General features: G+C 44.1%; 14 protein-coding genes. 8 read left to right on the forward strand and 6 right to left on the reverse strand.

Features of this window, described 5'->3' with window-relative positions:
• Window positions 1–98 precede the first annotated feature (98 nt).
• The 8 genes from DUL71_RS14505 to DUL71_RS14540 all read left to right on the forward strand — a co-directional run bounded on the left by DUL71_RS14505 (window position 99) and on the right by DUL71_RS14540 (window position 11,748).
• On the forward strand, window positions 99–2,468 hold the full coding sequence (locus DUL71_RS14505) for a glycoside hydrolase family 127 protein (RefSeq protein ID WP_167443300.1): 2,370 nt from the start codon (window positions 99–101) through the stop codon (window positions 2,466–2,468).
• A 26-nt stretch (window positions 2,469–2,494) separates the two neighbouring features.
• Window positions 2,495–4,897: a glycoside hydrolase family 127 protein gene (locus DUL71_RS14510; RefSeq protein WP_167443301.1), complete on the forward strand. Its 2,403-nt coding sequence runs from the start codon at window positions 2,495–2,497 to the stop codon at window positions 4,895–4,897.
• A 161-nt stretch (window positions 4,898–5,058) separates the two neighbouring features.
• On the forward strand, window positions 5,059–5,238 hold the full coding sequence (locus tag DUL71_RS14515) for a histone H1 (RefSeq protein WP_112569396.1): 180 nt from the start codon (window positions 5,059–5,061) through the stop codon (window positions 5,236–5,238).
• 223 nt (window positions 5,239–5,461) lie between these two features.
• Window positions 5,462–8,407 (forward strand): response regulator, encoded by a 2,946-nt coding sequence (locus DUL71_RS14520; RefSeq protein WP_114938793.1) that lies wholly within the window; start codon window positions 5,462–5,464, stop codon window positions 8,405–8,407.
• Window positions 8,408–8,625: 218 nt separating this feature from the next.
• Window positions 8,626–9,531: a hypothetical protein gene (locus DUL71_RS14525; protein ID WP_114938794.1), complete on the forward strand. Its 906-nt coding sequence runs from the start codon at window positions 8,626–8,628 to the stop codon at window positions 9,529–9,531.
• Between the two features lie 86 nt (window positions 9,532–9,617).
• Entirely contained in the window at window positions 9,618–10,223 is a 606-nt protein-coding gene (locus DUL71_RS14530) for a DUF1579 family protein (protein WP_114938795.1), read from the forward strand.
• A 19-nt stretch (window positions 10,224–10,242) separates the two neighbouring features.
• Entirely contained in the window at window positions 10,243–10,824 is a 582-nt protein-coding gene (locus tag DUL71_RS14535; RefSeq protein WP_114938796.1) for a cupin domain-containing protein, read from the forward strand.
• Between the two features lie 222 nt (window positions 10,825–11,046).
• Entirely contained in the window at window positions 11,047–11,748 is a 702-nt protein-coding gene (locus DUL71_RS14540; RefSeq protein ID WP_161964442.1) for a hypothetical protein, read from the forward strand.
• A gap of 66 nt (window positions 11,749–11,814) precedes the next feature.
• Here the strand turns inward: DUL71_RS14540 and DUL71_RS14545 are convergent, their stop codons facing one another.
• The 6 genes from DUL71_RS14545 to DUL71_RS14570 all read right to left on the reverse strand — a co-directional run bounded on the left by DUL71_RS14545 (window position 11,815) and on the right by DUL71_RS14570 (window position 24,236).
• The gene (locus DUL71_RS14545) at window positions 11,815–13,653 is read right to left on the reverse strand and encodes a glycoside hydrolase family 35 protein (protein ID WP_114938798.1); all 1,839 of its coding nucleotides are present in this window, start codon (window positions 13,651–13,653) and stop codon (window positions 11,815–11,817) included.
• Between the two features lie 48 nt (window positions 13,654–13,701).
• Window positions 13,702–16,134 (reverse strand): glycoside hydrolase family 2 TIM barrel-domain containing protein, encoded by a 2,433-nt coding sequence (locus DUL71_RS14550; RefSeq protein ID WP_114938799.1) that lies wholly within the window; start codon window positions 16,132–16,134, stop codon window positions 13,702–13,704.
• A 20-nt stretch (window positions 16,135–16,154) separates the two neighbouring features.
• Complete coding sequence (locus DUL71_RS14555) at window positions 16,155–17,690, reverse strand: glycoside hydrolase (protein ID WP_114938800.1); 1,536 nt, start codon at window positions 17,688–17,690, stop codon at window positions 16,155–16,157.
• A gap of 54 nt (window positions 17,691–17,744) precedes the next feature.
• Window positions 17,745–19,247 (reverse strand): RICIN domain-containing protein, encoded by a 1,503-nt coding sequence (locus tag DUL71_RS14560; protein WP_114938801.1) that lies wholly within the window; start codon window positions 19,245–19,247, stop codon window positions 17,745–17,747.
• A gap of 74 nt (window positions 19,248–19,321) precedes the next feature.
• Entirely contained in the window at window positions 19,322–21,025 is a 1,704-nt protein-coding gene (locus DUL71_RS14565; protein ID WP_114938802.1) for a RagB/SusD family nutrient uptake outer membrane protein, read from the reverse strand.
• A gap of 13 nt (window positions 21,026–21,038) precedes the next feature.
• Window positions 21,039–24,236: a SusC/RagA family TonB-linked outer membrane protein gene (locus DUL71_RS14570; protein WP_208645561.1), complete on the reverse strand. Its 3,198-nt coding sequence runs from the start codon at window positions 24,234–24,236 to the stop codon at window positions 21,039–21,041.
• Between the last annotated feature and the right edge of the window lie 439 nt (window positions 24,237–24,675).

Here is a 24,675-nt window from a genome sequence, read left to right on the forward strand (position 1 = left end):
GTAAAATCCTGCTATCAACTGCAAAATATCAAATGAAATAATTGTTAAAAGCACAATAATTTAGAGGATAATTATTATTACAATTACAAAAACGGATCATGCTTATAAAAAAGTGGTTTAAATTGAACTTATGCCTCGCTGCCTGCTTAGCGGGGGCACAAACAATACATGCGCAATCCTACGTGCCCGAATGGAACGATACCCGGGTAAAAGTAAAACCGGTGGTTCCGGTTAAAGCCTATTCATTTAATTTAAAGGATGTCCAATTATTAGAGAGCCCTTTTAAAAAAGCGATGGATGCTGATGTTAAATATTTGCTATCCATAGAGCCCGACAGGCTGCTCTCGGCCTTCCGCGCGCACTCAGGCCTTAAACCTAAAGGAAAAATGTACGAAGGCTGGGAATCATCAGGTTTGGCAGGGCATACACTTGGCCACTACCTATCGGCCATATCTATGCATTATGCATCAACCCGCGACCCTGAGTTTTTAAAACGCGTAAACTACATAGTTAAAGAGCTTGACGAATGCCAGGTAGCCCGTAAAACCGGCTATGTGGGCGCTATCCCTAAAGAAGATACAATTTGGGCCGAGGTTGCGAAAGGCGATATCCGTTCACGCGGTTTCGACCTGAACGGCGGCTGGTCGCCATGGTATACGGTACACAAGATCATGGGCGGTTTGCTTGATGCCTATTTATATTGCAATAACGCCGAGGCCCTGAAAGTATGCAAAGGCATGGCCGACTGGACAGGCGAAACCATCAAAAACCTGGATGACGAAAAACTGCAAAAAATGCTCCTATGCGAATACGGCGGCATGGCCGAAACGCTTGCTAACTTGTACGCTATCAACGGTGATAAAAAATACCTCGAGCTATCATATAAGTTTTATGATAAAAAGATCCTTGATCCCCTAGCACAGCAACAGGATATATTGCCGGGTAAACACTCCAACACCCAGATTCCTAAGATCATAGCCAGCGCACGCAGGTACGAGATCACCGGCGATAAAAAGGATAAAGCCATTGCCGATTTCTTCTGGACAACTATTGTTAACCACCACTCATACGCTACGGGCGGTAACAGCAATTATGAATACCTGAGTGATGCGGATAAACTGAACGATAAGCTTACAGAAAACACAACCGAAACCTGCAACACTTATAATATGCTGAAGCTAACCCGGCATTTGTTCGCGGTTGAGCCTTCGGCCATGTTGATGGATTATTATGAAAAGGCATTGTACAACCACATCCTTGCCTCGCAAAACCATTCGGATGGTATGATGTGCTATTTTGTACCATTGCGTATGGGTGGTACCAAACATTACAGCACCCCTTTTGATGACTTTACCTGCTGCGTTGGCTCAGGCATGGAAAATCACGTAAAGTACAACGAAAGCATTTACTTTAGAGGGGCCGACGGCAGCTTATATGTAAACCTGTTCATCCCATCGGTGCTAAACTGGGCATCAAAAGGTTTATCGGTAAAGCAGGAAAGCACTTTCCCTAATGATGATCATATCTCATTTACGGTGAACACCAAAAAGCCGCTTACAATGACTATCCGCATCCGTAAACCAAAATGGACCAGCAATGCTACCATCAGCATTAACGGAAAAACACAAACCGCTACTACTGATGACCAGGGATATATTGTTTTAAACCGCAAATGGAGCAACAACGATAAAATTGAGTTTATTACTCCTGAAAAGCTTTACACCGAAGCCATGCCGGATAATGCCAACAGGCGCGCTGTATTTTATGGCCCGGTGTTACTTGCAGGTAATTTGGGTAATACCGAACCTGATCCGCTGAAAGGCGTACCGGTTTTTGTAACCAGCGAAACAGATCCTAACCAATGGCTGCAAATGGTTGATAAAAAACAACTGAGCTTCCGCACGGTAAATATTTCAAAGCCTGAGGAAGTTACATTAATCCCATTCAATCAAACCCAAAATGAATACTATTCGGTTTATTGGGATGTGTTTACGCCACAAACCTGGGCTGTACAGCAAAAGGCTTACGAGGAGCAACGCAAAAAGCAACAGGAACTGGAAGCCCGCACCATGGATATTGTACGCTTAGGCGAAATGCAGCCCGAGCGCGACCACAACTTCACCAGCGAAAACGCCACTACCGGCGAAGATCATCAAAAGAAATGGCGGTCGACAGAAAATGGCGGTTACCTGCAATATGAAATGAAGGTAGATGCCAACGCGCAAAACACCCTCATCAATACGTATTGGGGTATGGATAACCGCGGTCGCCGATTTGATATTTTGATTGACGGCGTTAAACTGGCTTCTGAAGATCTGAACCAATACAAGGAAAGCCGTTTTTACGATATCAGCTATACCCTGCCTATCGAGCTAACCAAAGGCAAACAAAAGGTAACTGTAAAACTGCTGCCACAAAAAGAAAACAGCGCGGGGCCTGTTTATGGCACCCGCATGGTTAAAAACTAATTTTTAATTAAACGAACTTGAATATCATGATCAATAAACAAAAAGTCGCCGGTGTACTTGCTGTGTCTTTAACGGCACTTGTAAGTCCGTTGTTGGCGCAGCAAAAGGATTATCCTATCCAGCCGGTCGCCTTTACCAGCGTGCATGTCAATGACAACTTTTGGCAGCCAAAAATGGAGGTAAACGCTAAGGTTACTATCCCGTATGTATTGGCTCAATGTAAAGCCAATGGCCGCGTAGACAATTTTTTACGCGCCGCAAAAAAACTGGACGGCGATAAGCTAAGTGAATTCCCGTTTGATGATACTGATGTATACAAAGCCATAGAGGGTGCTTCTTATTCCATGCAGAATAAAAGAAACCCGGAGCTTGATAAATCAATTGATAGCCTTATCTCTATCATTGGCGCAGCCCAGGAGCCGGATGGGTACCTGTACACCTTCAGAACGGTTAACGCTAAAAAACCGCACGAATGGATTGGCGACAAACGCTGGGTGAATGAAGAAATATTGAGCCATGAGCTGTACAACGCAGGCCACCTTTACGAGGCCGCTGTTGCACATTACCAGGCTACAGGCAAGCGCACGCTGCTCAATATCGCCATAAAAAATGCCGATTTGTTGGTAAAAACCTTTGGACCGGGCAAAATTGAAGAATACCCGGGTCACCAGATCGTAGAGATCGGCTTGTCAAAAATGTACCGGGTTACCGGCAACAAGCAATATCTTGACCTGGCTAAGTTTTTCTTAGATGTTCGCGGCCCTAAAGGCGATGCTTACAACCAGGCCGATAAAAAGGTAGTTGATCAGCACGAGGCCGAAGGTCACGCGGTGAGGGCAGCTTACATGTACACCGGTATGGCCGATATCGCGGCTTTAACAGGCAATACAAGCTATTTGACAGCCATAGATGATATCTGGAGCGATGTAGTAACCAAAAAGCTTTATATAACAGGCGGCATCGGCGCAACCGGGGCTGGCGAGGCTTTTGGCGATGCATACCAATTGCCAAACATGTCGGCCTATGCTGAAACTTGCGCTGCTATTGGTAACGTTTACTGGAATAACAGGATGTTCCTGCTGCATGGCGATTCAAAATACATCGATGTACTTGAACGTACGCTGTATAACGGCCTGCTATCGGGCGTATCTCTAAGTGGCAACAGGTTCTTCTATCCTAACCCGCTTGCTTCTATGTTCCAGCACCAGCGCAGCGCCTGGATCAGCTGTGCCTGCTGTATCAGCAACATGACCCGTTTTTTACCATCATTACCGGGCTATGTTTACGCCAAAAACAAAAACGACCTGTACGTTAACCTGTTCATGAGCAATTCAAGCAATATCAAGCTTACTGAGGGCAACGTAAATATTGTGCAGCAAACAGATTACCCATGGAAAGGCCGGGTTGATATTACCGTTAACCCCGACAAAGCCGGCGAGTTCACTTTAAGGGTGCGCATACCAGGCTGGGCAAAACAACAACCTGTACCGGGTGATCTGTATACCTTTATGGATAAAAAATCCTTCCCGCTTACGCTGATGATTAACGGGCAGGCAAAATCATTTGAAACAGAAAAAGGTTACGCCGTGTTAAAACGCACCTGGAAGAAAGGCGATAAGGTTTCGCTTTTATTACCGATGGAAACCGAAAAGGTATTGGCTAATAACCAAGTTAAGGATGACAGGGGCAGATTCGCCTTTGAGCGCGGCCCTATTGTTTATTGCCTTGAAGGTCCGGACAATAAAGACAGCCTGGTTCAAAATATATTGATCAATAAAAACGCTATCGCTAACGCCAACTACCAGGCCGACCTGTTAAACGGTGTTGATGTGATCTCAACAGAAGGAAAAAGCGCTAAACGCCAGCTAAAAACCGACAGCATTTTACAAACCGATCAGATGGTGAAAGCTATCCCCTACTATGCCTGGGCTAACCGCGGACCAAGCGAAATGACTGTTTGGATCCCTTACGAGTCTTCGGCAGTGCGGCCAAAACCGGCTCCAACCATCGCAAGTACAAGTAAGGTAAGCGCTTCATTAAAAAATACGAGAATGTTTGCGGCCATAAAAGACCAATATGAACCTGCCGACTCAAAAGACACCAATTACCCATACCTGCACTGGTGGCCTGCTAAAAACACCAGCGAATTTGTGCAGTATGATTTTGATGCCGAGCATACCGTAAGCGAATCAAAAGTGTACTGGTATGATGATGGCCCGTGGGGCGGTTGCCGTATCCCTGCATCGTACAAAATCCTGTATAAGAAAGATGGTCAATGGGTTCCGGTTAAAAACACTACGCCTTACACCGTAAGTAAGGACGGCTTTAACGTGGTTACCTTTGAACCGGTGGCTACTACAGCCCTGCGCATGGAAATCCAATTACCGGTTGATAATTCGAGCGGGATCCATGAATGGGCGGTTAAATAAGCTGTTGATAAGTTGGAAATCAGAAGCCGTTTTTTCTTTTTTCTCTGCTTAGAACTTATAACTTTGGACTAAACACTAACCTCAATTTGTAGAAGAGACCGTATTACACTATTGCCTATACAGTTATATTCTATACATTTGCGGCCTTAAAAAATAAAAAAATGGTAAATTTTGAAAAAGTGAAAGAAGTTATCGCAGCGGCAGAAGCTGACGCGGCAAGCTTTTATGAAAAAGGTAACAAAGCAGCTGGTACAAGGTTGCGTAATGCTATGCAACAATTAAAAGTATTAGCTACGGATATCCGTAAAGAAGTTACTGAACTTAAAAACACTGAAAAATAACAGTTAAAAATCTTTTGAATAAAGCGGGTCTGGTTTTCCATGTACCCGCTTTTTCTGTTTTAAAAAGTCCCGTCGACATCAGCGTATCGCCTCCTCTTCCCCGTTTAATTTTTTCTCAATAGTTATACTAATTATCAAAACCATAAGTACTTAATAGTGTTCATGATTGGTAACCATAAGTCAAAACATTACTTTTGACTATCACAGATTGAGTTGTTAATTCATGTATCGCGGAAATATCTTTTTTAATATATCCATCCGTTGGTATGCGCTTTTATGGTGCATAGCGCTTTCGTGCGCTGTCAAAAGTACCTACGCCCAGGATACCTCCGTGATACGCTCCCGCAATTTTGGGATACAAAACGAAATATACTTTAACGATTCGCTTTGGTATTTTCATGCAGGCGATTTAACCAGGGCTCAACAAAGTGAAGCCAGTACAACGGGCTGGGATACCCTGCATTACACAGCATTTGGAAAAGAAAATGCGCCGCGCGGCTGGCGGGGTGTTGGCTGGTTCGGCTCATGGATCAGGGTTGATACCGATCTGGTCAATAAAAAACTATCGCTCCGTATCAATCATGATGGTGCTTCGGAGATCTTTTTAGATGGCAGACCTGTTGGCGGCTACGGAAAGGTTGGCAATTCGGCAAAGGAAATGGTAGCCATGAGCGCCAGACGGGAACTGATCCCGATTTGGCTTCCCGACACACGCCCGCACCTGATCACTATCCATTATTCTAATTTCTTTGAGGTTTACGCTAATTTTTATGGCTTTCAAACCTGGATAGGCGACTACAACCAGCTTGCGCCTAAGATACAAACCGCCAATCAGCGTTTTAATTATATGCTGATGTGCGCCGCGGCACAACTTATTTTAGGGCTTTTGCACCTCTTGTTATTCCTCTTTTACCCCAGGCAAAAACTTAATTTGTATTATGCGCTTTTTGTATTGCTCGTTGGCATTAACGGCATTGGGATATACTTGTTTTACCGTACAAATACACCTGTAGTACAATATTTTTCACAATCATTAATTGATGAAGGCAAAGTTGTCATGATGTGGGCTGCTGTAATGCTGCTTTATATACTTGATTACCGTAAGCCTCCTCTTTGGCGAAGAATAGCCTTAACTACCGTATGCGCGCTATATTTCATAGCCTATATCTATAAATTTTTAAATCATATTGAATACTGGGTCGATTACTTCGCCCTGGTTTTTCTTATTTGTATGATGGATGGTTTTTGGTCGGTATTTCATCTCATCAAAAAAAAGCAAAAGGGCGCATGGTTAATAAGCGCGGGGGTAGTAGTAATTATATTACTGTATTATTTTGCCTGGGATGATGTGTTTCACCTGTGGCCGTACCAACTTAACTCCATGCGCCTATTAGTAATGGCTGTTGGCGAATTGATGTTACCCCTTTGTTTATCGCTTTACCTGGCACTCAACTTTGCCCGGACTAACGAAAGCCTAACTGCAAAACTATTTGAGGTAGAAACGCTATCGGCCCTGGCACTTGCCCAGGAAACCGAAAAAAGGGAATTAATAGCCGGCGAAGCTAAACGCCTTGAGGAGCTTGTTCGGCAACGTACCGCCGAGCTCAGGGAGCAAGCCGATAAACTGCGCACGATGGACCTGGTAAAATCGCGCTTTTTCACCAACATAACTCATGAGTTTAAAACGCCTTTAACGCTCATCATCAACCCGGCAAAAGAGCTAATAGCCGAAACTGTAGACGAAAACGTTCAACGATATAGCCGCCTTATCCTTAACAACGCATCGCGCCTGTTGCAACTCATTAACCAATTACTGGATTTGAGCCGGCTTGAAAATGGATCGATGGAAGTGAACCGTGCTCCTCTTGACCTGGTAGCGCTCATCAGGATGCATATCCTTTCGTACGAGTCGCTAATAAAACAAAAGGAGATCTCCCTACACTTTACATCATACTGGGACAAGCTTTGGATACTTGGCGACCGGGATAAGCTTGACGCTATTGTGATCAACCTAATATCAAATGCATTAAAGTTTACGGATAAAGGTAAGGTAGAAATTGTTTTGCAACAGGACGATGAACTACCGGGAGAGAACTTCTCCTTTACCATAAAGGATACAGGACAAGGCATACCGTCAGGAAAACTACCTTATGTTTTCGACCGCTTTTATCAGGTCGATCCTTCTGATACCCGCTCTGCCGAAGGAACAGGTATAGGCCTGGCGGTTACAAAAGAACTGGTGGAGTTGATGCGCGGACAGATCCGGATAGAAAGCGAAGCAGATTTATTTACTGAAGTGCTTATCACCATGCCTTACCAGGTTGCAAATGCCGCATCAGAACATATACTGGAGATCCTGCCTGCCGGAGTTAGCCCATCTGTTACCGTTCATGAACAGGCAACCGATGTCGGCGAAGATAAACCATTGGTATTGCTCATAGAAGACCACCAGGAACTCAGGGATTTTATCCAACAATCCTTAAAAGATAATTACCGGATATTAACCGCCACGGACGGTAAGGAAGGGATAGCTTTTGCCATGGAGCATATCCCCAACCTCATCATTACCGACCTGATGATGCCGCATGTAGATGGTTACGAGGTTAGCTCAACACTCAAAAAGGATGTAAAAACCAGTCATATTCCTATTATCATCCTAACGGCAAAGGCCGATACGGATAGCAGGATCCAGGGGATTGAAACAGGTGCGGATGCATACCTGGCCAAACCCTTTGAAAAAAGGGAACTGTTTGCTCTAATGGAAAACCTGATCACTGTGCGAAACCAATTACGGGAACACTACAGCAAGCAGGATCTGTGGTTCAGCAACGCGCTTTCTATGCCATCGATAGAACGGGATTTTATAACCCGTGTGCGCAGCGCTGTCGAAAGCCATTTAAACGAAGAAGGCTACAGCGCCGATCAGCTTGCCCGCGATATGGGATTAAGCCGCACGCAACTGCATCGTAAATTAAAAGGCCTCATCAACCAGTCGCCCGGCGAGTTGATTCGTATTGTAAGGCTGCAATATGCCCATGACCTGCTCCAGCGACGTGTTGCTACCATAGCCGAAGTCGCCTATATGGTTGGTTTCGGTAGCCCCGCAAGCTTTTCGGCAAGCTTTTCCCGTCATTTTGGTTTTGCTCCCAAAACCGTCCCGGCTATATAGTTTTAATTAAAAATTGAAATTATATAGCGCTCACTCTTAAGTTTTGATGTACAGTTTAAAAAAATGCAACAAACTCGAAAGCATTTGCAACAAACTCAAAAGTGATTACCGGCCGTCGGGCGTTTATTTGCGAAGTGTATTTCCCCCTGGTACATCGATATCCGATCATCTTTATATGACCGGGATAATCATAAATAAACAACAAACCGATAGCCTATATGAAACAAATCAAACCAGGAATGTATTTCCTCGCGGCTTGCGCCGTATTCATCTTCAGTAATTGCCGTAAACCAAAAGATATAAAAACCCCTACTGTAGATCCCAATATCGTGAATGCGATGTACCCTGCTAAGGTATCTTTTTACGATGGTGGTCAATCCGCTTATCCACGGGTTTACACCTATACATATGACAAAGACAATCACCTTATTAAATACGGAAAAGATAGTCTTGTAACCTGGGAAATTAACGCGCACCAGGTTGGCGAAACCGTTTTTGATTATCCAAACACCATATCCGGCAACACGTATTCGTACGGGTTGGTTAACCTGAACCAAACACCGGGAGCAGTGGATATCTATACCGGACTGCCTACGCAGGTATCTATAGATTTCTTTTACAAAGACCTGAAATTTGGCACTACGCGCAGCAGTGCAGCCGGCTTGTGGCAGTTTGAAAACAATGGCACCCATATAATTAAAGCCCTTTCATCCGATGGAGGAGGAAGAAATTTTAACTATTTCTATGATAAAGACGGTAACCTGTCGGGCATGTCATTTGTATCCCTTACCGGCCCACGAGCAGGTGCCGAGTATTACCGGTTTACAATTAAATCGCTTGATGATAAATCGTCACCATTTTCATCAGTGAAGGGCTTTGGCACCATTTCATACCCGCAATCATATTTTATTGACTACGCACAGGCGTTTTGCAAAAAGAACCCGATACAAATTGTAGGCGAACGTTATGATGCAACTAAAAACGCCTTTGTAATTGATGAGCAGGACGATTTTACCTATCAATACAATGACAAAGGTTATCCTACACAAATTGCTGTAAGCATGACTTATTTTGAAGCCACTACAACACATTACATCCGAACCTACAACTATACTTACAAGTAACAGTTCCGACAAAGAACAAATAACATAAAATATTGATCTACATTGCTTTATGCATAAAAATCCATATATAGCCAACTCAAAACATCATGAAATATTTATTCAATATCTGCTTAGTATTATTGATAACGTTTCTGGGCACCACATCTTTTGCGCAGGCCAAAAATGACATGGCCGAGCTTTCAAAAACCAATGCCAACCATCAAATATTGGCACAGGTTACAGGCGAATGGGCATTCACCGGAAAACACACTTTTGCAGGAGGTAAACACAAGCCCATAGAATTTGCGGGAACCATGATTGGAAAAGATATATGGGACGGCAGGTATTTCACAACCGAAGTAACCGGACAGGATATCCCCATGCCATGGTCGGATGGAAAGCTTGTTACCCTGCATGAAACGATGCTACTGGGCTATGATAACGTTAAAAAGATGTTTGTAGCCTCCTATATCAACAATGAGTTTGAAACAGGAATCATTGCCTTAGAGGGAACTTATGACGACGCAAAAAAGGTGATCACCTATGACGGAGAAACACAATCGTCGCCTCAACCTAACATGTCAGCAGGAACAATGCGAAAATTTCATGCGCTTCTGAAATTTATTGATAGCGATCATTATGAGCTTGAGTGGCATGAAAGCGCTGGCAGAAATGAGCTGTTTAATACTATACTGAATTTTACCAGGAAATAATAAATATAGACTATCTCATATGAAACGAGGTTCTTTTGTACACACTTTAATAGGTGCAACAGCACTTTTGGCTATGCCCTTTGAAGGAATTGCCAAAGGCCTATCTAAAATCAGGGAAAAGAAAGGCTACAAAACTGATTCGGGTGCCGACCGGGTTCAAAAACCGATGCACCTGTTTGAAGGAGATACTTTTTACACCAAGATATCAACTGCAGATACTGATGGCGACTTGTATGTTTATGAATCAACCAGGGTTAAAAAAGGCGGCCCAAACCTGCACGTGCATTATGAGCAGGATGAATGGTGGTATATTTTGGAGGGTGAATTTCAAATTAAAGTAGGCGACCAACTCTTTCACGCCAAACCTGGCGATAGTGTATTTGGCCCCCGGGGTGTGCCGCATACATTTACCAAAATAGGCGACTATGGCCCCGCAAAAATGCTGATCACGTTTCAACCTGCCGGTAAAATGGAGGCTTGCTTCCAGGCGCTCAGCGACGGGCAGATGAAGGGTAAAACAGAAACCGAACTTGATGAATTCAGGAAGCAGCACGGCTTTGAACGGGTTGGCCCTCCACTTGATTATTTTAAAAAATTTTGATCAAGCTAAACTTGCCACAAAGAAACTTTCACTAAATCAAATTATTTATAGCCAATGCTAACAACAAAACCTTTAGAAGATACAAATCCACTCGCTTTTAAACAAAAGCTCGGACTAGTTTACCTGTGCCTTGTACCTTTAATTGTTGTTGTTATAGGTTTTGGTGTAGGCCACGTGAGCTATAAAATTTATTTGCCGGTTTGGATTTTTAACGCCTGTTTAATGGTAACAGCAGCTTGGAGCCTTGGCGGTCACCAATTTAAAAGCAGTAACCGGAGCATAAAACAACAGGCCGCCGCGGCTTTATTATTGTTTATACCATGGCTGCTGTTTTCCATTTTCGCGGGTATGGGGCCGCCGCCGGCTACATTGCAGGGCTGGGTTAATACTGCTGCCGAGCAGCAGATACGGTTTACTATATTAATTGTTGGCGGTATATCATTGGTGCTTGGCTCTGCTTTGTTAAAAGTAAAATTACAGGCCGCGGGCGAAAACCTGTATTCGGTAATGGCCTCGGCAGCTATCAACCTTGCAGTGCCGCTCTTTATCATCAACATGGCTTTTTGGGGGTATTTCCTAACAGACGCATTCCGGGTTTTTGTACAATTAAATGTTTCAAAACGCCCCGATTTATATGGGCCTATAAAAAGCTTATTTTACGTTATCAGTATAGCGGAAGTATTATTGATGTACCTCGGTACAGTATTTTTTGCTGTTTCGCTCAAAATTACCGGGCTTTTTAACCCGGTGACGTGCCGGTATTATATTTTTTTCGGTTTAGCCGGCATGGTGCTGGTTGTATTACCACCCAACTGGCCAGAGCCATTCGGCACCGTTGGTTATCTTGTTGCTATACCGGCTATTTCTTTCATCATGCCTTATTTGATTGGGGTTCACCTATTAAAGAAAATAAAAACAACTTAAGAACAAAAAACGGATGTCGCTTTTAAAGCAACATCCGTTTTTATCGGATTTATGAATATCTAAAAGCTATTTCGCTAAAACATCTAAAATAGGATGATCAATAGCATTTAACGTATTTTGTGATGATTTGATCAATTCAAGTACAGTAATTTCATTATCGCCTTTCTTTAACCATTCAACAGGCACATAAACAGTTTGCTGCGGGCCGTAATACCAGTAGCGGCCCAAGTTATGACCATTTATCCAAACAATGCCTTTACCCCATTTGCTCATATCAAGATAAGTATCCGCTAATTTATCAATCTTGAAAATGGCTTTCTTTAACTGAGGCGCGCTATTGGCTGTAACCTTTTTAACTGCCGGATTTGCCTTCACTTTGTTAATATCATCAAAAGGCAATGAATACATTTTCCAGTCTTTAACCTCTGCTCCTGCAAAAAGCACTTTCTCGGTAATACCTTTTTTGTTTTTAAGCAGGTATGGACCAAAGTTGATACGACCAAGGTTTTCAACCAAAATATCCAGCGTTACTTTTCCTTTAGGAAGGGTAATCATCAGGCTGTCCTGATATTTGCGCCTGTCAACAATCCCTACACGTTTGCCGTTTACATAAACTATACCATAGTCGCGCAGATCTTTAAGTTTAAGCAAGCCCGATTTGCCGCCATTAATGGTTGTACGGTACAGTACAAAACCGTAAGCCTGGTTCAGGTCTTCGAAAGTAAGCGGCGTGCTGTTGATCTTTGAAGTCGGCAGCACATCAAACAAACTGGTTGATTTAGTGAAATTAATTGCAGGAAGGCTCATGGCCGGTTTAGCTGCCGGAACTTCGGGCAGGGTTACACCCGCAGGCAGGTGTTTACTGATCACAGCCCGGAATTTCATGAATTTATCGGTAGCATTACCTGCCTCGTCAAGCGGCGCGTCATAGTCATAGCTGCTGATCTGGGGTTCGTACGGGTTTTGATCGTTGTAGTTTGCGCCATTCATGAAAGCGCGTGTAGTACCGCCATGAAACATATACATGTTGATAGAAATACCGGCTGCCAATACCGAATCAAGTTTCGGAACATATTTATCTGCCGGGATGGTGTGGTGCGCGGTGCCCCACCAATCAAACCAGGCAGGATACCACTCGGCGATAAAGTATGGGCCTTTGCCATTATAATTCTCACCAATCAGCTTTTTAACTTTTGCCACATCATCAACGCCATTGATGGCAGGCAGCAAGCCCGGTAAATGCCCATCTTTAATAGCAGGCTCCGGATCGCAGGTATAAAGCTGGCAATCAAATCCGGCATCGATGAACATTTTGCGGTTAAGGGCCAGATAATCTTTATCACTACCGTACGAGCCGTATTCATTTTCTATCTGTACCATCAAAATATTGCCGCCATGGTTCACCAATAACGGAGATAATTGCTTGCCAACCTCTGTAAGATATTTTTTGTAAGCTTCCAGGTACTTAGGTTCCTTGCTGCGTACTACCAAGCCTTGCTCTTTCTCAAGCCAGTAAGGGTAGCCACCAAACTCCCATTCGGCACATACATAAGGGCTAGGGCGTAATATCACCCAAAGACCTTCCTCTTTGGCTATCTTCACAAACTCGGCTATATCATGGTTGCCCGTAAAATCATAGTGCCCTTTTTGCGGTTCGTGCACATTCCAGAAAACGTAGGTACCAATGGTATTTAAACCCATAGCCTTAGCCATTTTCATACGCTGGCGCCAGGCCTCGCGCGGAACGCGGGTATAATGCATTTCGCCCGAGATGATCTGCAAAGGCTTACCATCCAACAAAAATGTGGTATCGCCAAGGGCGAAAGTGTGTTTAGTAGTTTGCGCCTGCAACCTTGAGGATGCAAACAGAATAACAAAGAGGAAGAATAATTTTATAAGCTTCATAAATTGAAAAATGCAGGATTTCTAATTCTTATCGATGATTTTGGGTGATTACTTTATGGTTAATGTTACAGTTGATGACTCAAGGTTACCCGAGCTGATTTGTACCTGTACCTTACCTGGTTTGCCAGTAGTTTGCACATAGGCTAATAAGCGACCGTGTAATGCTTTACGTTGGTTAGACTGATAATTTTCATGACTGCTGGTGCTGCCGCTTTCTAACCCAAGCAACTTAGCTGGTCCGGTTACGGATACGGTTACCTCATCAGTGGCATTAAACACAGGGTTGCCATCTTTATCGGTAATGTAAACCTCAATTTGGCTCAAGCCTTTTGTGTTAGCCTTAAATGAGGTATTGTCGGCTACAGTTTTAAGCTGCCAGGCGTCACCGGCTGTTTTGATGTTGTTGGTTGATACTTCAATACCGTTGTTGTAACCTTTCACAACCAATTCGCCGCGTTCATAATCAACCTGCCATGATGGTACCTGTCCCTTTGCAGCGCTACGGGATTGTTTCCCAAGCGATTTACCATTCAGGAACAACTCGGCTTCCTGACAATTAGTAAAGCAATCAACCTTTATTTTGCCGCCCGGCTGCCAGTTCCAAACCGGTTCGGCAGTACGATGGCTCCAGATGCCTTTATCCTCGGTGCTGGTTATGGCACGCGCACCTATATAAACCATTGGCTTGGCCGACCATAAACTTTGCCTGAAGAAATACTCCGGCTTTTTAAAGCCCGCCAAATCAACCAAACCGGCACCATTACTGCGCTGCGGCCACTTACCGGCCTCGCCCAGATAGTCGATACCAGTCCACAGGTATTGGGCCGAGATATATTCATTACTGTCAACAGCGTTCCAGGCTTGTTGAGCCATGCCGTTTTCGCTGCCGTAAATAATACGATCAGGGTATTTTTTGTGATCTTCGGGATAGCGGTATTCCTGGTAATTATAACCCACAACGTCAAGCGCTTCCGAGTAACCAACCTCGTTAGACATTACTACACCGGCCAGCGCTGCTGTTACCGGGCGGGAAGTATCAATAGCTTTCACGGCTTTGGCCAATTGTTTGGCTATAGGTGTTAGTTGGCTTGCCGGTGGATGATCGGGCAGGTAACCTTTACCATAGATCTGCGGATTGCGGCCGGTATTCAACACCTCATGAGTATAAGGATCATTAGGATAATCAATCTCATTACCAATACTCCACATAATGATTGAAGGATGGTTGCGCGAACGCAATACCATATCGGCAACGTCACGATCTGCCCATTCCTTGAAATATTCATGGTAACCGTTTTTTGACGGCGTACCTACATTCCATCCTGCAACCCATTTATTTTTACCAACTTCCCATTCGTCAAAGGCTTCATCCATTACCAAAAAACCCATCTTATCGCATAAATCATACAGATAATCGGCATGGGGATTATGGCTTAACCTGAGCGAGTTTACCCCGGCATCTTTCAATATTTTAAGCCTGCGTACCCAAACCTCTTCAGGAACGGCTACGCCCAGCGCCCCGGCATCATCGTGGATACAAACGCCTTTAAGTTTGGTGCTTTTTTCATTTAAAAAGAAGCCTTTATCCTTATCAAAACGGATGCTGCGAATCCCTACGGACTGCGTTACTTCGTCAAATGATTTGCCATTGCGGCTAAGCGACACTTGAAGTTTATAAAGGTTAGTTTTTTCGGTATCCCATAATTGGGGCGATGAAAGCTGCTGCTCAAACACAACATCATGAATACCCGGTTTTACTTTTACCTGTTTTTGCAGGGCTACAGCCGGTTTTCCTTTCCCATCAAGCAGGTTTACCTTTACCAGCACAGCGGCATCTGTAGTATTGCTATTGGTTACACTCACCTTAACTTTTACGGTAGCTTTATCTGCCGAAACATCGGGCGTAGTAAAAGTCACATCCCAGGGAGCAATGTGTACCGGATCTTTAACTATGAGATATACATTACGGTAAATTCCCGAACCTGTATACCAGCGAGAATCGGCAAATTCACTGTGATCAACCCTTACAGCTATCGTATTCTTTCCACTTAAATTTAAATATTTACTTAGCTCATATTGGAACGAGATAAATCCATTCGGCCGCTTGCCTAATGAATGCCCGTTGATCCATACCTCGCTATTTTTGTACACCCCATCAAAATAAATATACACCTGCTTTCCTTTCCAGTTGGCATTACCGTTGAAGGTTTTCTTATACCAGCCAATTCCACCGGGCAAATAGCCGGTAGCACTTGCCCATTCATCGCTGAAAGGGCCTTCAATACTCCAGTCATGTGGCAAGTCTACGGTTTTCCATTCCGTTTCGGTAGCGATGCCGCTGATACCCGTACCGATATCGCCTTTATGGAAACTCCAGGCCGAATTAAACAAAGCCGGTCTGCCATTACCCTGCGCCTTTACCAGGCCGGGAAGCAATAACATGCCGATTAAAAGAAGAAGCAGATAATTTTTATTTTTCATTTTATGATAGGAATAAGATGCTACTTGATGACACCTGTAAGCGTGACAACGGAACGGGCTTGTATCACATTTTTATTACCGGTTATTTTACCCGGTTTAAGCTCATCTGCCTGTGATGTCAGATACGACGTCGTAAACTGAACTTTGCCACTATTGGTGTTAATTGCAGCAGTTACATCAGTAGTGCCAGGATTGATCACAACCACAGTTATGTTTTTCCCACTCTTAAATGCCGATACCAATAATGATTTGTCCTCTGCAGATGTTGAAACAGCAGCATCAACCCGCACAGCGCCGGGATTAACAAACCTGCTGTAATTACCCATGGCCCAAAGCATTTTGCTGGTATAGAAATTACCGTCGGTTTTATTTTTATCAATGTAGATGAGGCCATCCTTATAATCATAGGCGGAAATAGACGTCCACCATTGCCAGGCCGACGCGTTGGCTACAGCAAGATCGGTATGGATCACCGATGCTAAATACAAGGCCGCGTCAATACCCAGATCGCGCTTGTTGCCATCAATTTCGCCGGCATTATCGCCCAAAATACAATATTCCGATTGCCAGAAATTAAGTCCGTTAACAGCAGCCACGCTATCTGCAAGTGCAGTACGGGCTTTTACCGATGATACCATTGGCGATGTAGTAAAATAGCTATGTGCCGAAATAGTTTTAGCCACTGATGGCAGATCGCCTATATAATTAGCCGATCCCGGTTTAAAAAAATCGGAGATCTGGTTGCCCTTCCCTGGCTTATCGCCTTTGGTAAATAGGTAGTGGATGCTTCCTGCTTCGCCAACCAAAATCTTTGAACTAATGTTATTTTTAACAAATTCTTTATCGATAGCTTTTATCACACCCGCTATCTCGGTGTTATTATATGGTGCCCCTTCTTGCCCTCCATCGCTCCAATCCCACTGCGGCTCATTGATCGGGCTTATATAATCAAACTTCACTTTGCTTGCCTGCTCAACACCTTTAACCACTTTAGTCAGGAAGGTTGCATACGCATCATACTTATCGGGAGCTATATTCACCTTACCGCCATTGGCATATGATTTACCGTTGATAGTAAACTGAACAGGCGGGCTATTATTAAAACCTAAAAACTGTTTAACCCCGCGTTGTTTGGCGGCCTTTAGGAACCACACCTGCGCGGCCTGGTTTTGCCAGTTGTAACTGCCGTCGTTATTTAAAAATGATTCAGCGCGACGCCACTCGTCCTTGATACCGCTATCATCTCCCTGCTGGGTACTCCCTGCTCCAATATTAAACCTCCACAGTGATAAACCAATTCCTTTCGGCGAACCATCGGCATTGTTCTCCCTGCTGAAAAGCAGGTCGGCTATTTTATTACGCTTATCATCGGGCCAGTTGCCCACAAACTGGCATGACCAGGCATCAGAAGCGCCAAAATTGCTAATGGTTTGATACGTTTTTGAAAGGTTGATATCAATGGTAACCTCTTTTGTCTGGCTGCTTGCCAAAGGGATATTAAGCCCTAAAACAGAAGCTGCCAGTAATACTTTTTTTATGGTAGTTTTTATTATCATCTCATTTAAATCAACAAATAAAACAGCACTAAACCGTACTGTTTTATTGCAATATTATTGTTGCACTATTTGCCATTGCTGGTTAGCAGCGCCGCTATAGGGCCATTGTATAATCCCTGCACCATTTGTGGTTGAGGCTCCGTTAACATCAAGCCCAAGACTGCTGTTACGGTTAATTACTTTATAAATGCCATCGCTGGTAGCGGTAAGCTGCCATTGCTGGTTGTTGCCTCCGTTCCATGGCCATTGAATAATGCCCGCACCATTGGCTGTCGAACTCATGTTAACATCAAGCGACTGGCCGCTGTTACGGTTGGTTACCTTGTAGTAGCCACCACCGTTGTTTGCAATAACCCATTGCTGATTATTGCCCCCGTTTTGAGGCCATTGAATAATACCGGCACCATTGGTTGTTGAGGCGCCGTTAACATCAAGCGCCTGGCCGCTGTTAACATTTAAGAACCTGTAATAAGCACCGGTATAAAATGTATCTGTACCGCCGGCTCCTACGCCCCAGGCATATTTAATACGACTTAAGCCAGACGTGTTTGTTGTTGAAACGGTAAGACTGGTTCCTGTACCGTTTAATTGCTGAATAGCATAGCTATCGCCGGTACGCACGCCCGGCCAGTAAACCGCCCCCATTCCGTAAGCACGTGCCTGATTTGTTAAACCTTGCAGGTAGGCTATTTCCTGGTCGCCGCCAATAGCTCCGGTATAGTTTTTACCGCCCGTCATCGGGATACCAAACTCGGTAAGAACCGCGCGGCTGCTGTAAGCGCCTATATTGCCTTTCAGGCGATTTTCCCATTGCAGCGCCGTTGTAAGTGTGCCATTGCTGAAAAAGGTATAATCATGTATGGATAAAAGACAGCCCGAGAAACGGCTATCGGCTCCCACACCCGTAATATCCTGCGAATAAGAGGTACCGCTGATCAGGATCCTTCCTTGCGGAACTGAAGGATAGTTACTTAACCACTGGGCGCAGATGGTTGTCCAGTCTGTTAATGAATAACCGTGGGGTTCATTAAAAATTTCAAAGTACACATGGGCATTGCTGCCGTATTTGGTAACTATGGTTTGCCACATTGACCAAAACTCGGTGGTGTTATCAATCTTCCCGTCTTCAGATGATTTGGCTTCCCAGTAACCCAGTATCACGTTCATGCCTTTGCTCAGGGCTTTATCAATAACACCGGTGTATGAATTCCACCAGGTTTGTGATACGGTTGAATAATTTACAGGCAGCCTTACCGTATTGGCTCCTGTATTAGTTTGTATGCCCGATAAAACAGCATCGGCTTTGGCCGACACCGTAGCATAACTGTCTGCAGATGTTAAACCGCTTAATACCAGTATCCCATCGCTAAAATTATCGCCATCAGCTGCCCAGTTAACGCCTTTGAGCGCGCTTGCCGGGGTCGAGTCTGTTGTGACAATTTTATCTCCTGTTTTTACTTCATCCGGAGTTGATGATTGCTTTACAGCTACGATATCCTTTTTACACCCGGCCACCAAACAACACATCGCTAATAATAAAATACCTGCGTTCTTCATAATTTGCTATAGAGGTTATAATTGGGGAGAAAAAAGGGGGAAGAAAGAAGATCTTCCCCCGGAAATATTGGTTGTTAGTAACCTGGATTTTGTTGTAATTGATTACCCGATGCCTGAATTTCGGCCCTTGGTATAGGTAACCAATAGTGCTTAGTCGCAAACATGCGACCATCCAAAGCCACTTTAGGTGTGTAAACAAAGCTACCGTTAGCGTTTTTGGTAATGATTACGCCACCCGCCGGTTTATTTTCGGTGACATCGGCAATTTTCCAGCGGCGTACATCATAAAAGCGGTGCTCTTCAAAAGCAAGTTCCACACGGCGTTCGTAACGTACGGCATCACGCATTTGTGATTGTGACATACCTACAGCCAAATCCGGCATGTTAACGCTTGGACGGGATCTTATTAGATTAATAGCCGTGCGTGCAGATAAGCTTGAGCCTGAAGGGATCACATCCGGTCCGTAAGCTTCGTTAGCTGCCTCAGCAAAGTTCAGCAGGATTTCAGCATAACGGAAATAGATCCACGGCTGGAAACCGGCGTTGCCCCATGGGTTTTGCAGCGGGTAAGCATCGTTCATGAATTTTTTAAGATAATAACCTGTTTTGGTAGTGTTCCAGTTATCAGGTCCGTCTTTACTGTCCTTACCACCCGGGATATATGAATCAACGGTTTGCCCGCGATAAAGGGCACCATTGTATAACACGGTAGCAGCAAACCTTGGATCGCGATGGTCATACGGATGTGTTGGATCATAGCCTGATGCTGGATCGGTAATGGCTTTACCATTGTCCATTTCGTAATCATCAACCAGGTTTTGAAGCGGCGAATTACCAGCCCAGCCACCGTAGCCGTTTGGTCCGTTGGCTATTTCAAGATGGGTGTGGTTAGCGTTTTTAGTATATAAACGTTCAAAAATGGCTTCATTGGTTTCGTTGGTCAAAAACAGGTTACCGTAGCCTCCTGTATAGATACCATATTTGTTTAAACTGATAACAGCCTGCGCAGCGGTAACAGCATCAGCCCAGGTACCGGCGGCATACAGCGGACTTGCCGCATAAAGCGTCAGCCTCGATTTTAAAGCCAATGCAGCACCTTTGGTGGCACGACCTAAAAGCCAGCCGCCATCATTATTTACCGGCAATTTTGAAGCGGCATCATCAAGCTGAGCAACGACGTAGTCAATACTCTCTTTTATTGAGGCACGTTTAAACAACGATGGGTCCTGTAAATTATCAGTAAGCTCTGATACCTTATCGCCTACTAAAACAACACCGCCATAGTTACGGATCAAATCCTGGTAACGGAAAGCCCTGATAAATTTAAGCTCGCCTTCCAAACGTGTTTTGCGGGGGGCACTCATTGTTATTTTTGGCAAAATACCCAAAGCATAATTACACTCCCTTATGCTACGGTAACTACGTGCCCAAAGCACACCGGCGCCGCCTAAGTTTTCTGGAGCTAACTGCCCTCTTTGAATAAGCCAGGTAGCATCGTCATTATTGTATATCGATTCGTCGGTTAAAGAGCTCCACATGCTGTATTCAAAACCGCGGCCAAAACCAGGGTTTGATCCATCACCTTCTTTGTCCTGTAATCTTGCACCTATGTAACGGTTGGCTACGAAAGCCTCAAATACAGCCGTATCTGTTTCTACTGCAACTGTAGAGATCCTGTCGGTGGCCTGCACATTCAACAGATCTTTTTTACATGCTGTGATACTTAGCATAGCGCCGCATATCATCACATATAATGGGGTTTTATATTGTAGTTTCATTGTTGTTTTCTAATTAAAATTTCACGTTAACGCCCAGGTTAATAATTCTCTGCTGCGGATAAAACTGACCGCTGCCACTGGTTCCTTCCGGATCATAATCTTTCACCTTGGTAATGGTGAACAGGTTAAACGCGCTTGCATAAACCCTTAAGCCGCCAAGCTTAATTTTTGAAAGGAATGGTGCGTTGAAATTGTAACCTAACTGCACATTCTTTAACCTCAGGAATGATGCGTCGTTAAGCCAGAAAGTGTTGTTATATAAACCGCCGCTAATAGCGTTTGAAGCACGGTCGGTTACACGTGGATAGGTACCGTTGGTATTTGAAGCGCTAAACCGGTTATCGGCCCAGCTGCTGTAAAAGTTACCTACACTACCTGCTTCTGGTAATACATATTGGCTAACCTGAGCCTGGCCCGCAAACAGAACAGACAGATCAAATCCTTTGTATGCAGCGTTAACGCTAAAGCCATAAGTGATTTGTGGTATGTTACCGTATTTGGTGCGGGTTTGATCATCGGCAGTTATTTGTCCGTCGTTATTGTAATCAAGATATTTCAGATCGCCTACTTTAGCCCCGGTTACATGTGGATAAGCATCAAGTTCGGCCTGGGTACGGAAAATACCGATAGCATCATAAAGCAGTGATGTACCTAATGGCAAGCCCGTTTGGCGCTGATAGCTTAAAGTACCACTGGCTTCGTCAATAAAGATGATCTTGCTTTTTGCATAGGTGATGTTACCGCTTACGCCCCAGCTAAACTCACGGCCGGTATGATTATAACCTAAAGTTGCTTCAAAACCCTTACTGTTTACTTTACCAATATTTTCTGACGGCACTAAAGGAGTATAAGTTGAAGAACCATCATTGTAAGGGTTCACGATGCCTGAAGATCCCGGCAATGAAGCACTTCTGTTTGTGAGAATGTCAGATCTTTTTTGCTGGAAATAAATAGCCTCAATAGTGAAGTTGTGCAGGAAAGTGGCATTGATACCAATATCCAGTTTTTTAGCAACTTCCCAGGTGATGTTAGGATTGGCAAGTTTTACAAGATTAACGTTGGGCTGAGCAGTATTTGAACCGCTTCCCGGGTCAGTTGCCACCAAACCATTATTAACCAAAACGTAATTATCAAAATACTGGAAGCCACTCACATTATCGTTACCTAACGAACCATAAGAAGCCCTGATTTTTAGGTCATCAAAAAAGTTAACGCTGTTTTTAAACCAGTCTTCTTTCGAGATTCTCCAGCCCACTGATGCAGATGGGAAGTAACCCCATTGCTTGCCCGGAGGGAAAATTGAGCTACCATCTGCACGGAATTGGCCTTCAAATAAATATTTCTCATCATAAGCATATGCCACACGGCTGATCACGCTTCGGCGGTTATAGTTTGAGCTGTAGCCTGAGTTAAGGTAATCAGTAGCAGCACCGCCACCCTGTGAAAGTTCAGGCAATTGAGACGACAGGTAGTTAAAGCGTGTTGCGTCAAAATACTCCAGATGGTTTTTGCTTTGCTCATAACCAACAAACGCGTTAATATCATGCAAACCAAACTTGCGTACAAAATTCAACTTAATGTTAGAGGTAATAAGCGATTGATTATTCTGCGATTCGAACAGCGTTGCCTTGTTATTGTTACCGCCAACAATTACAGGTGAATAAATCTGCGTAACGGCGCTGTAACTGTAAAGGTTATATGGCTTGCTGAAGTTTTTATCAAAAGCATTAGACTTATCTACCGAGAAGAAACCATCTAATGAAAGGCCTTCAATACCCGGAATGGAGTAACTGCCTCTCAAAATACCGTTGAAAACTTGTGTTGGATTATTGTTGGTACCACCCAGATCGGTTACCTGTACAGCAGGGTTATTGTTTTCGATACCCGTTGTTGGCAATCCGTTAGGATAATATGCAGCTACGATAGGCTTCGCCCTGTAAACAGAACGGAAAAGATCGCCTGCACCTGTTACCGGAAACTGCCTGTCTTCCTGACGGCCAGACAACGATAAGCCTATTTTTAAGCGTTTAGTAACATTTGCATCAATGTTTGAGCGGAAGTTATACTGATGATATTTGGTAACACCGCTTTTGTAAATACCATCCTGGTATAACGTACCTAATGACACAAAATATTTAACATCTTCTGAACCGCCATTTACTGATAAGCTATGCTGATTTTGCAGCGCAGTACCTTTAAGAGTTTGTTTTTCCCAATCAGTATTTGGGTAATTCAGCGGATCCGATCCGTCTTTAAATTTCTGAATCTGATCGGCAGTGTAAGCCTGGTTCGGGCCGCCGTTCGGATTCGAGTCAAGATTGATCTCGTTCATGATCTGGGCGTAAGTTGCCGCATCGGCCATTTTTGGCAAACGGGTTGGTGAAGCAAAACCCTGGTTAAAGCTGTAATTGATAGTTGGCTTGCCGGTTTTACCGCGTTTGGTAGTAATGAGGATAACACCATTTGCCGCACGGTTACCATAAATAGCCGCCGACGCATCCTTCAATACCGACATGCTTTCGATATCATTAGGATCGAGCCTTTCCAAACCACCTATTTGGCCGGGGATACCATCAACTACTATAAGTACGTTGTTGCTTCCGGTTGTGGCCAAACCACGCACGGTGATGTTTGAGCCATCATAACCCGGCTCACCGCTGCGGTTGTTAACAATAACACCCGAAAAACGACCGGCGATAGAGTTAGACAAGTTGGGCTGAGGGCTTTTTACCAGCTCGGCACCTTTTACCTGCGATATTGAACCTGTTAAGGTTGCCTTTTTCTGGGTGCCGTAACCTACAACTACTACCTCGTTCAATGATTTTGAATCGGCAACTAATTGCACATTGATAGTGGTTTGTCCGTTAAGAACTACTTCCTGAGCTGTGTAGCCAATGTAGCTAAACACCAGCGTGCCCGATGAAGCATTTGGCACATTAAGGCTGAATTTACCGTTAATGTCGGTAACTACGCCTGTTGATGTACCTTTAAGCGCCACGCTTACACCAGGTAGTGTTTCGCCTTTTTCATCGGTAACTTTACCGGTAATCCTGGCATCAGGTAATCGCTGCTCATTAACGGTACCTGCAAAAGCCATCGCAGGCATTTGCACCGTGGCCAAACAAGCAACAGCCATGCTGGCCGCAACGACGAAAAAGCGGGGTGATCTTTTCCAATGAGGAGAATCCTTTTCGAGTAAATTTGGTTTCATATGGTTTTAAAAAATTGGTTTTTTAATAGGTGAAAACCTTGCTAAGCGAAGCGCATAAAACCGGAAAGCAGATTGGGTATCGATTAACTACCGCCTCCTTTTCCCTGGTAACTTTCATGCACAGTGCAAAAGTTTGGTTTAAACCTTGGTTATTGGTAGGGCTAAATTGCGTTTTAAAGCCAAAAAGAGTGAGGGGTAAATTCTGATTAAGACAGGGGGTATTTCATCAAAAAGCCTCAAAAACGAGTGATTTTGAGGCTTTTTGGACAGGGGGTAAATCAATACAACAAGGGGGACAAAAATACAACACCTTATTTCCCCCCTGTCTTCGTTTTATTTGTCACCCTTCCCTCCACTTGGCGGAAAGAAAGTATTTTTAAGAAAAAGCTTATTGACCTTTTTGCACGATCATGGCAAAGCCGAACGCCGGTCATGCAGC

It is taken from the genome of Mucilaginibacter endophyticus (assembly GCF_003351025.1).
In the GTDB taxonomy this organism is placed as follows: Bacteria; Bacteroidota; Bacteroidia; order Sphingobacteriales; family Sphingobacteriaceae; genus Mucilaginibacter; species Mucilaginibacter endophyticus.

Bases quoted from the DNA above. Each gene is read 5' to 3' on its own strand.
- DUL71_RS14525 (WP_114938794.1), top strand. From the start codon at position 8,626: ATGAAACAAATCAAACCAGGAATGTATTTCCTCGCGGCTTGCGCCGTA.
- DUL71_RS14505 (WP_167443300.1), top strand. From the start codon at position 99: ATGCTTATAAAAAAGTGGTTTAAATTGAACTTATGCCTCGCTGCCTGC.
- DUL71_RS14550 (WP_114938799.1), bottom strand. From the start codon at position 16,134: ATGAAAAATAAAAATTATCTGCTTCTTCTTTTAATCGGCATGTTATTG.
- DUL71_RS14520 (WP_114938793.1), top strand. From the start codon at position 5,462: ATGTATCGCGGAAATATCTTTTTTAATATATCCATCCGTTGGTATGCG.
- DUL71_RS14545 (WP_114938798.1), bottom strand. From the start codon at position 13,653: ATGAAGCTTATAAAATTATTCTTCCTCTTTGTTATTCTGTTTGCATCC.
- DUL71_RS14555 (WP_114938800.1), bottom strand. From the start codon at position 17,690: ATGATAATAAAAACTACCATAAAAAAAGTATTACTGGCAGCTTCTGTT.
- DUL71_RS14565 (WP_114938802.1), bottom strand. From the start codon at position 21,025: ATGAAACTACAATATAAAACCCCATTATATGTGATGATATGCGGCGCT.
- DUL71_RS14540 (WP_161964442.1), top strand. From the start codon at position 11,047: ATGGTAACAGCAGCTTGGAGCCTTGGCGGTCACCAATTTAAAAGCAGT.
- DUL71_RS14570 (WP_208645561.1), bottom strand. From the start codon at position 24,236: ATGAAACCAAATTTACTCGAAAAGGATTCTCCTCATTGGAAAAGATCA.
- DUL71_RS14530 (WP_114938795.1), top strand. From the start codon at position 9,618: ATGAAATATTTATTCAATATCTGCTTAGTATTATTGATAACGTTTCTG.
- DUL71_RS14535 (WP_114938796.1), top strand. From the start codon at position 10,243: ATGAAACGAGGTTCTTTTGTACACACTTTAATAGGTGCAACAGCACTT.
- DUL71_RS14560 (WP_114938801.1), bottom strand. From the start codon at position 19,247: ATGAAGAACGCAGGTATTTTATTATTAGCGATGTGTTGTTTGGTGGCC.
- DUL71_RS14510 (WP_167443301.1), top strand. From the start codon at position 2,495: ATGATCAATAAACAAAAAGTCGCCGGTGTACTTGCTGTGTCTTTAACG.
- DUL71_RS14515 (WP_112569396.1), top strand. From the start codon at position 5,059: ATGGTAAATTTTGAAAAAGTGAAAGAAGTTATCGCAGCGGCAGAAGCT.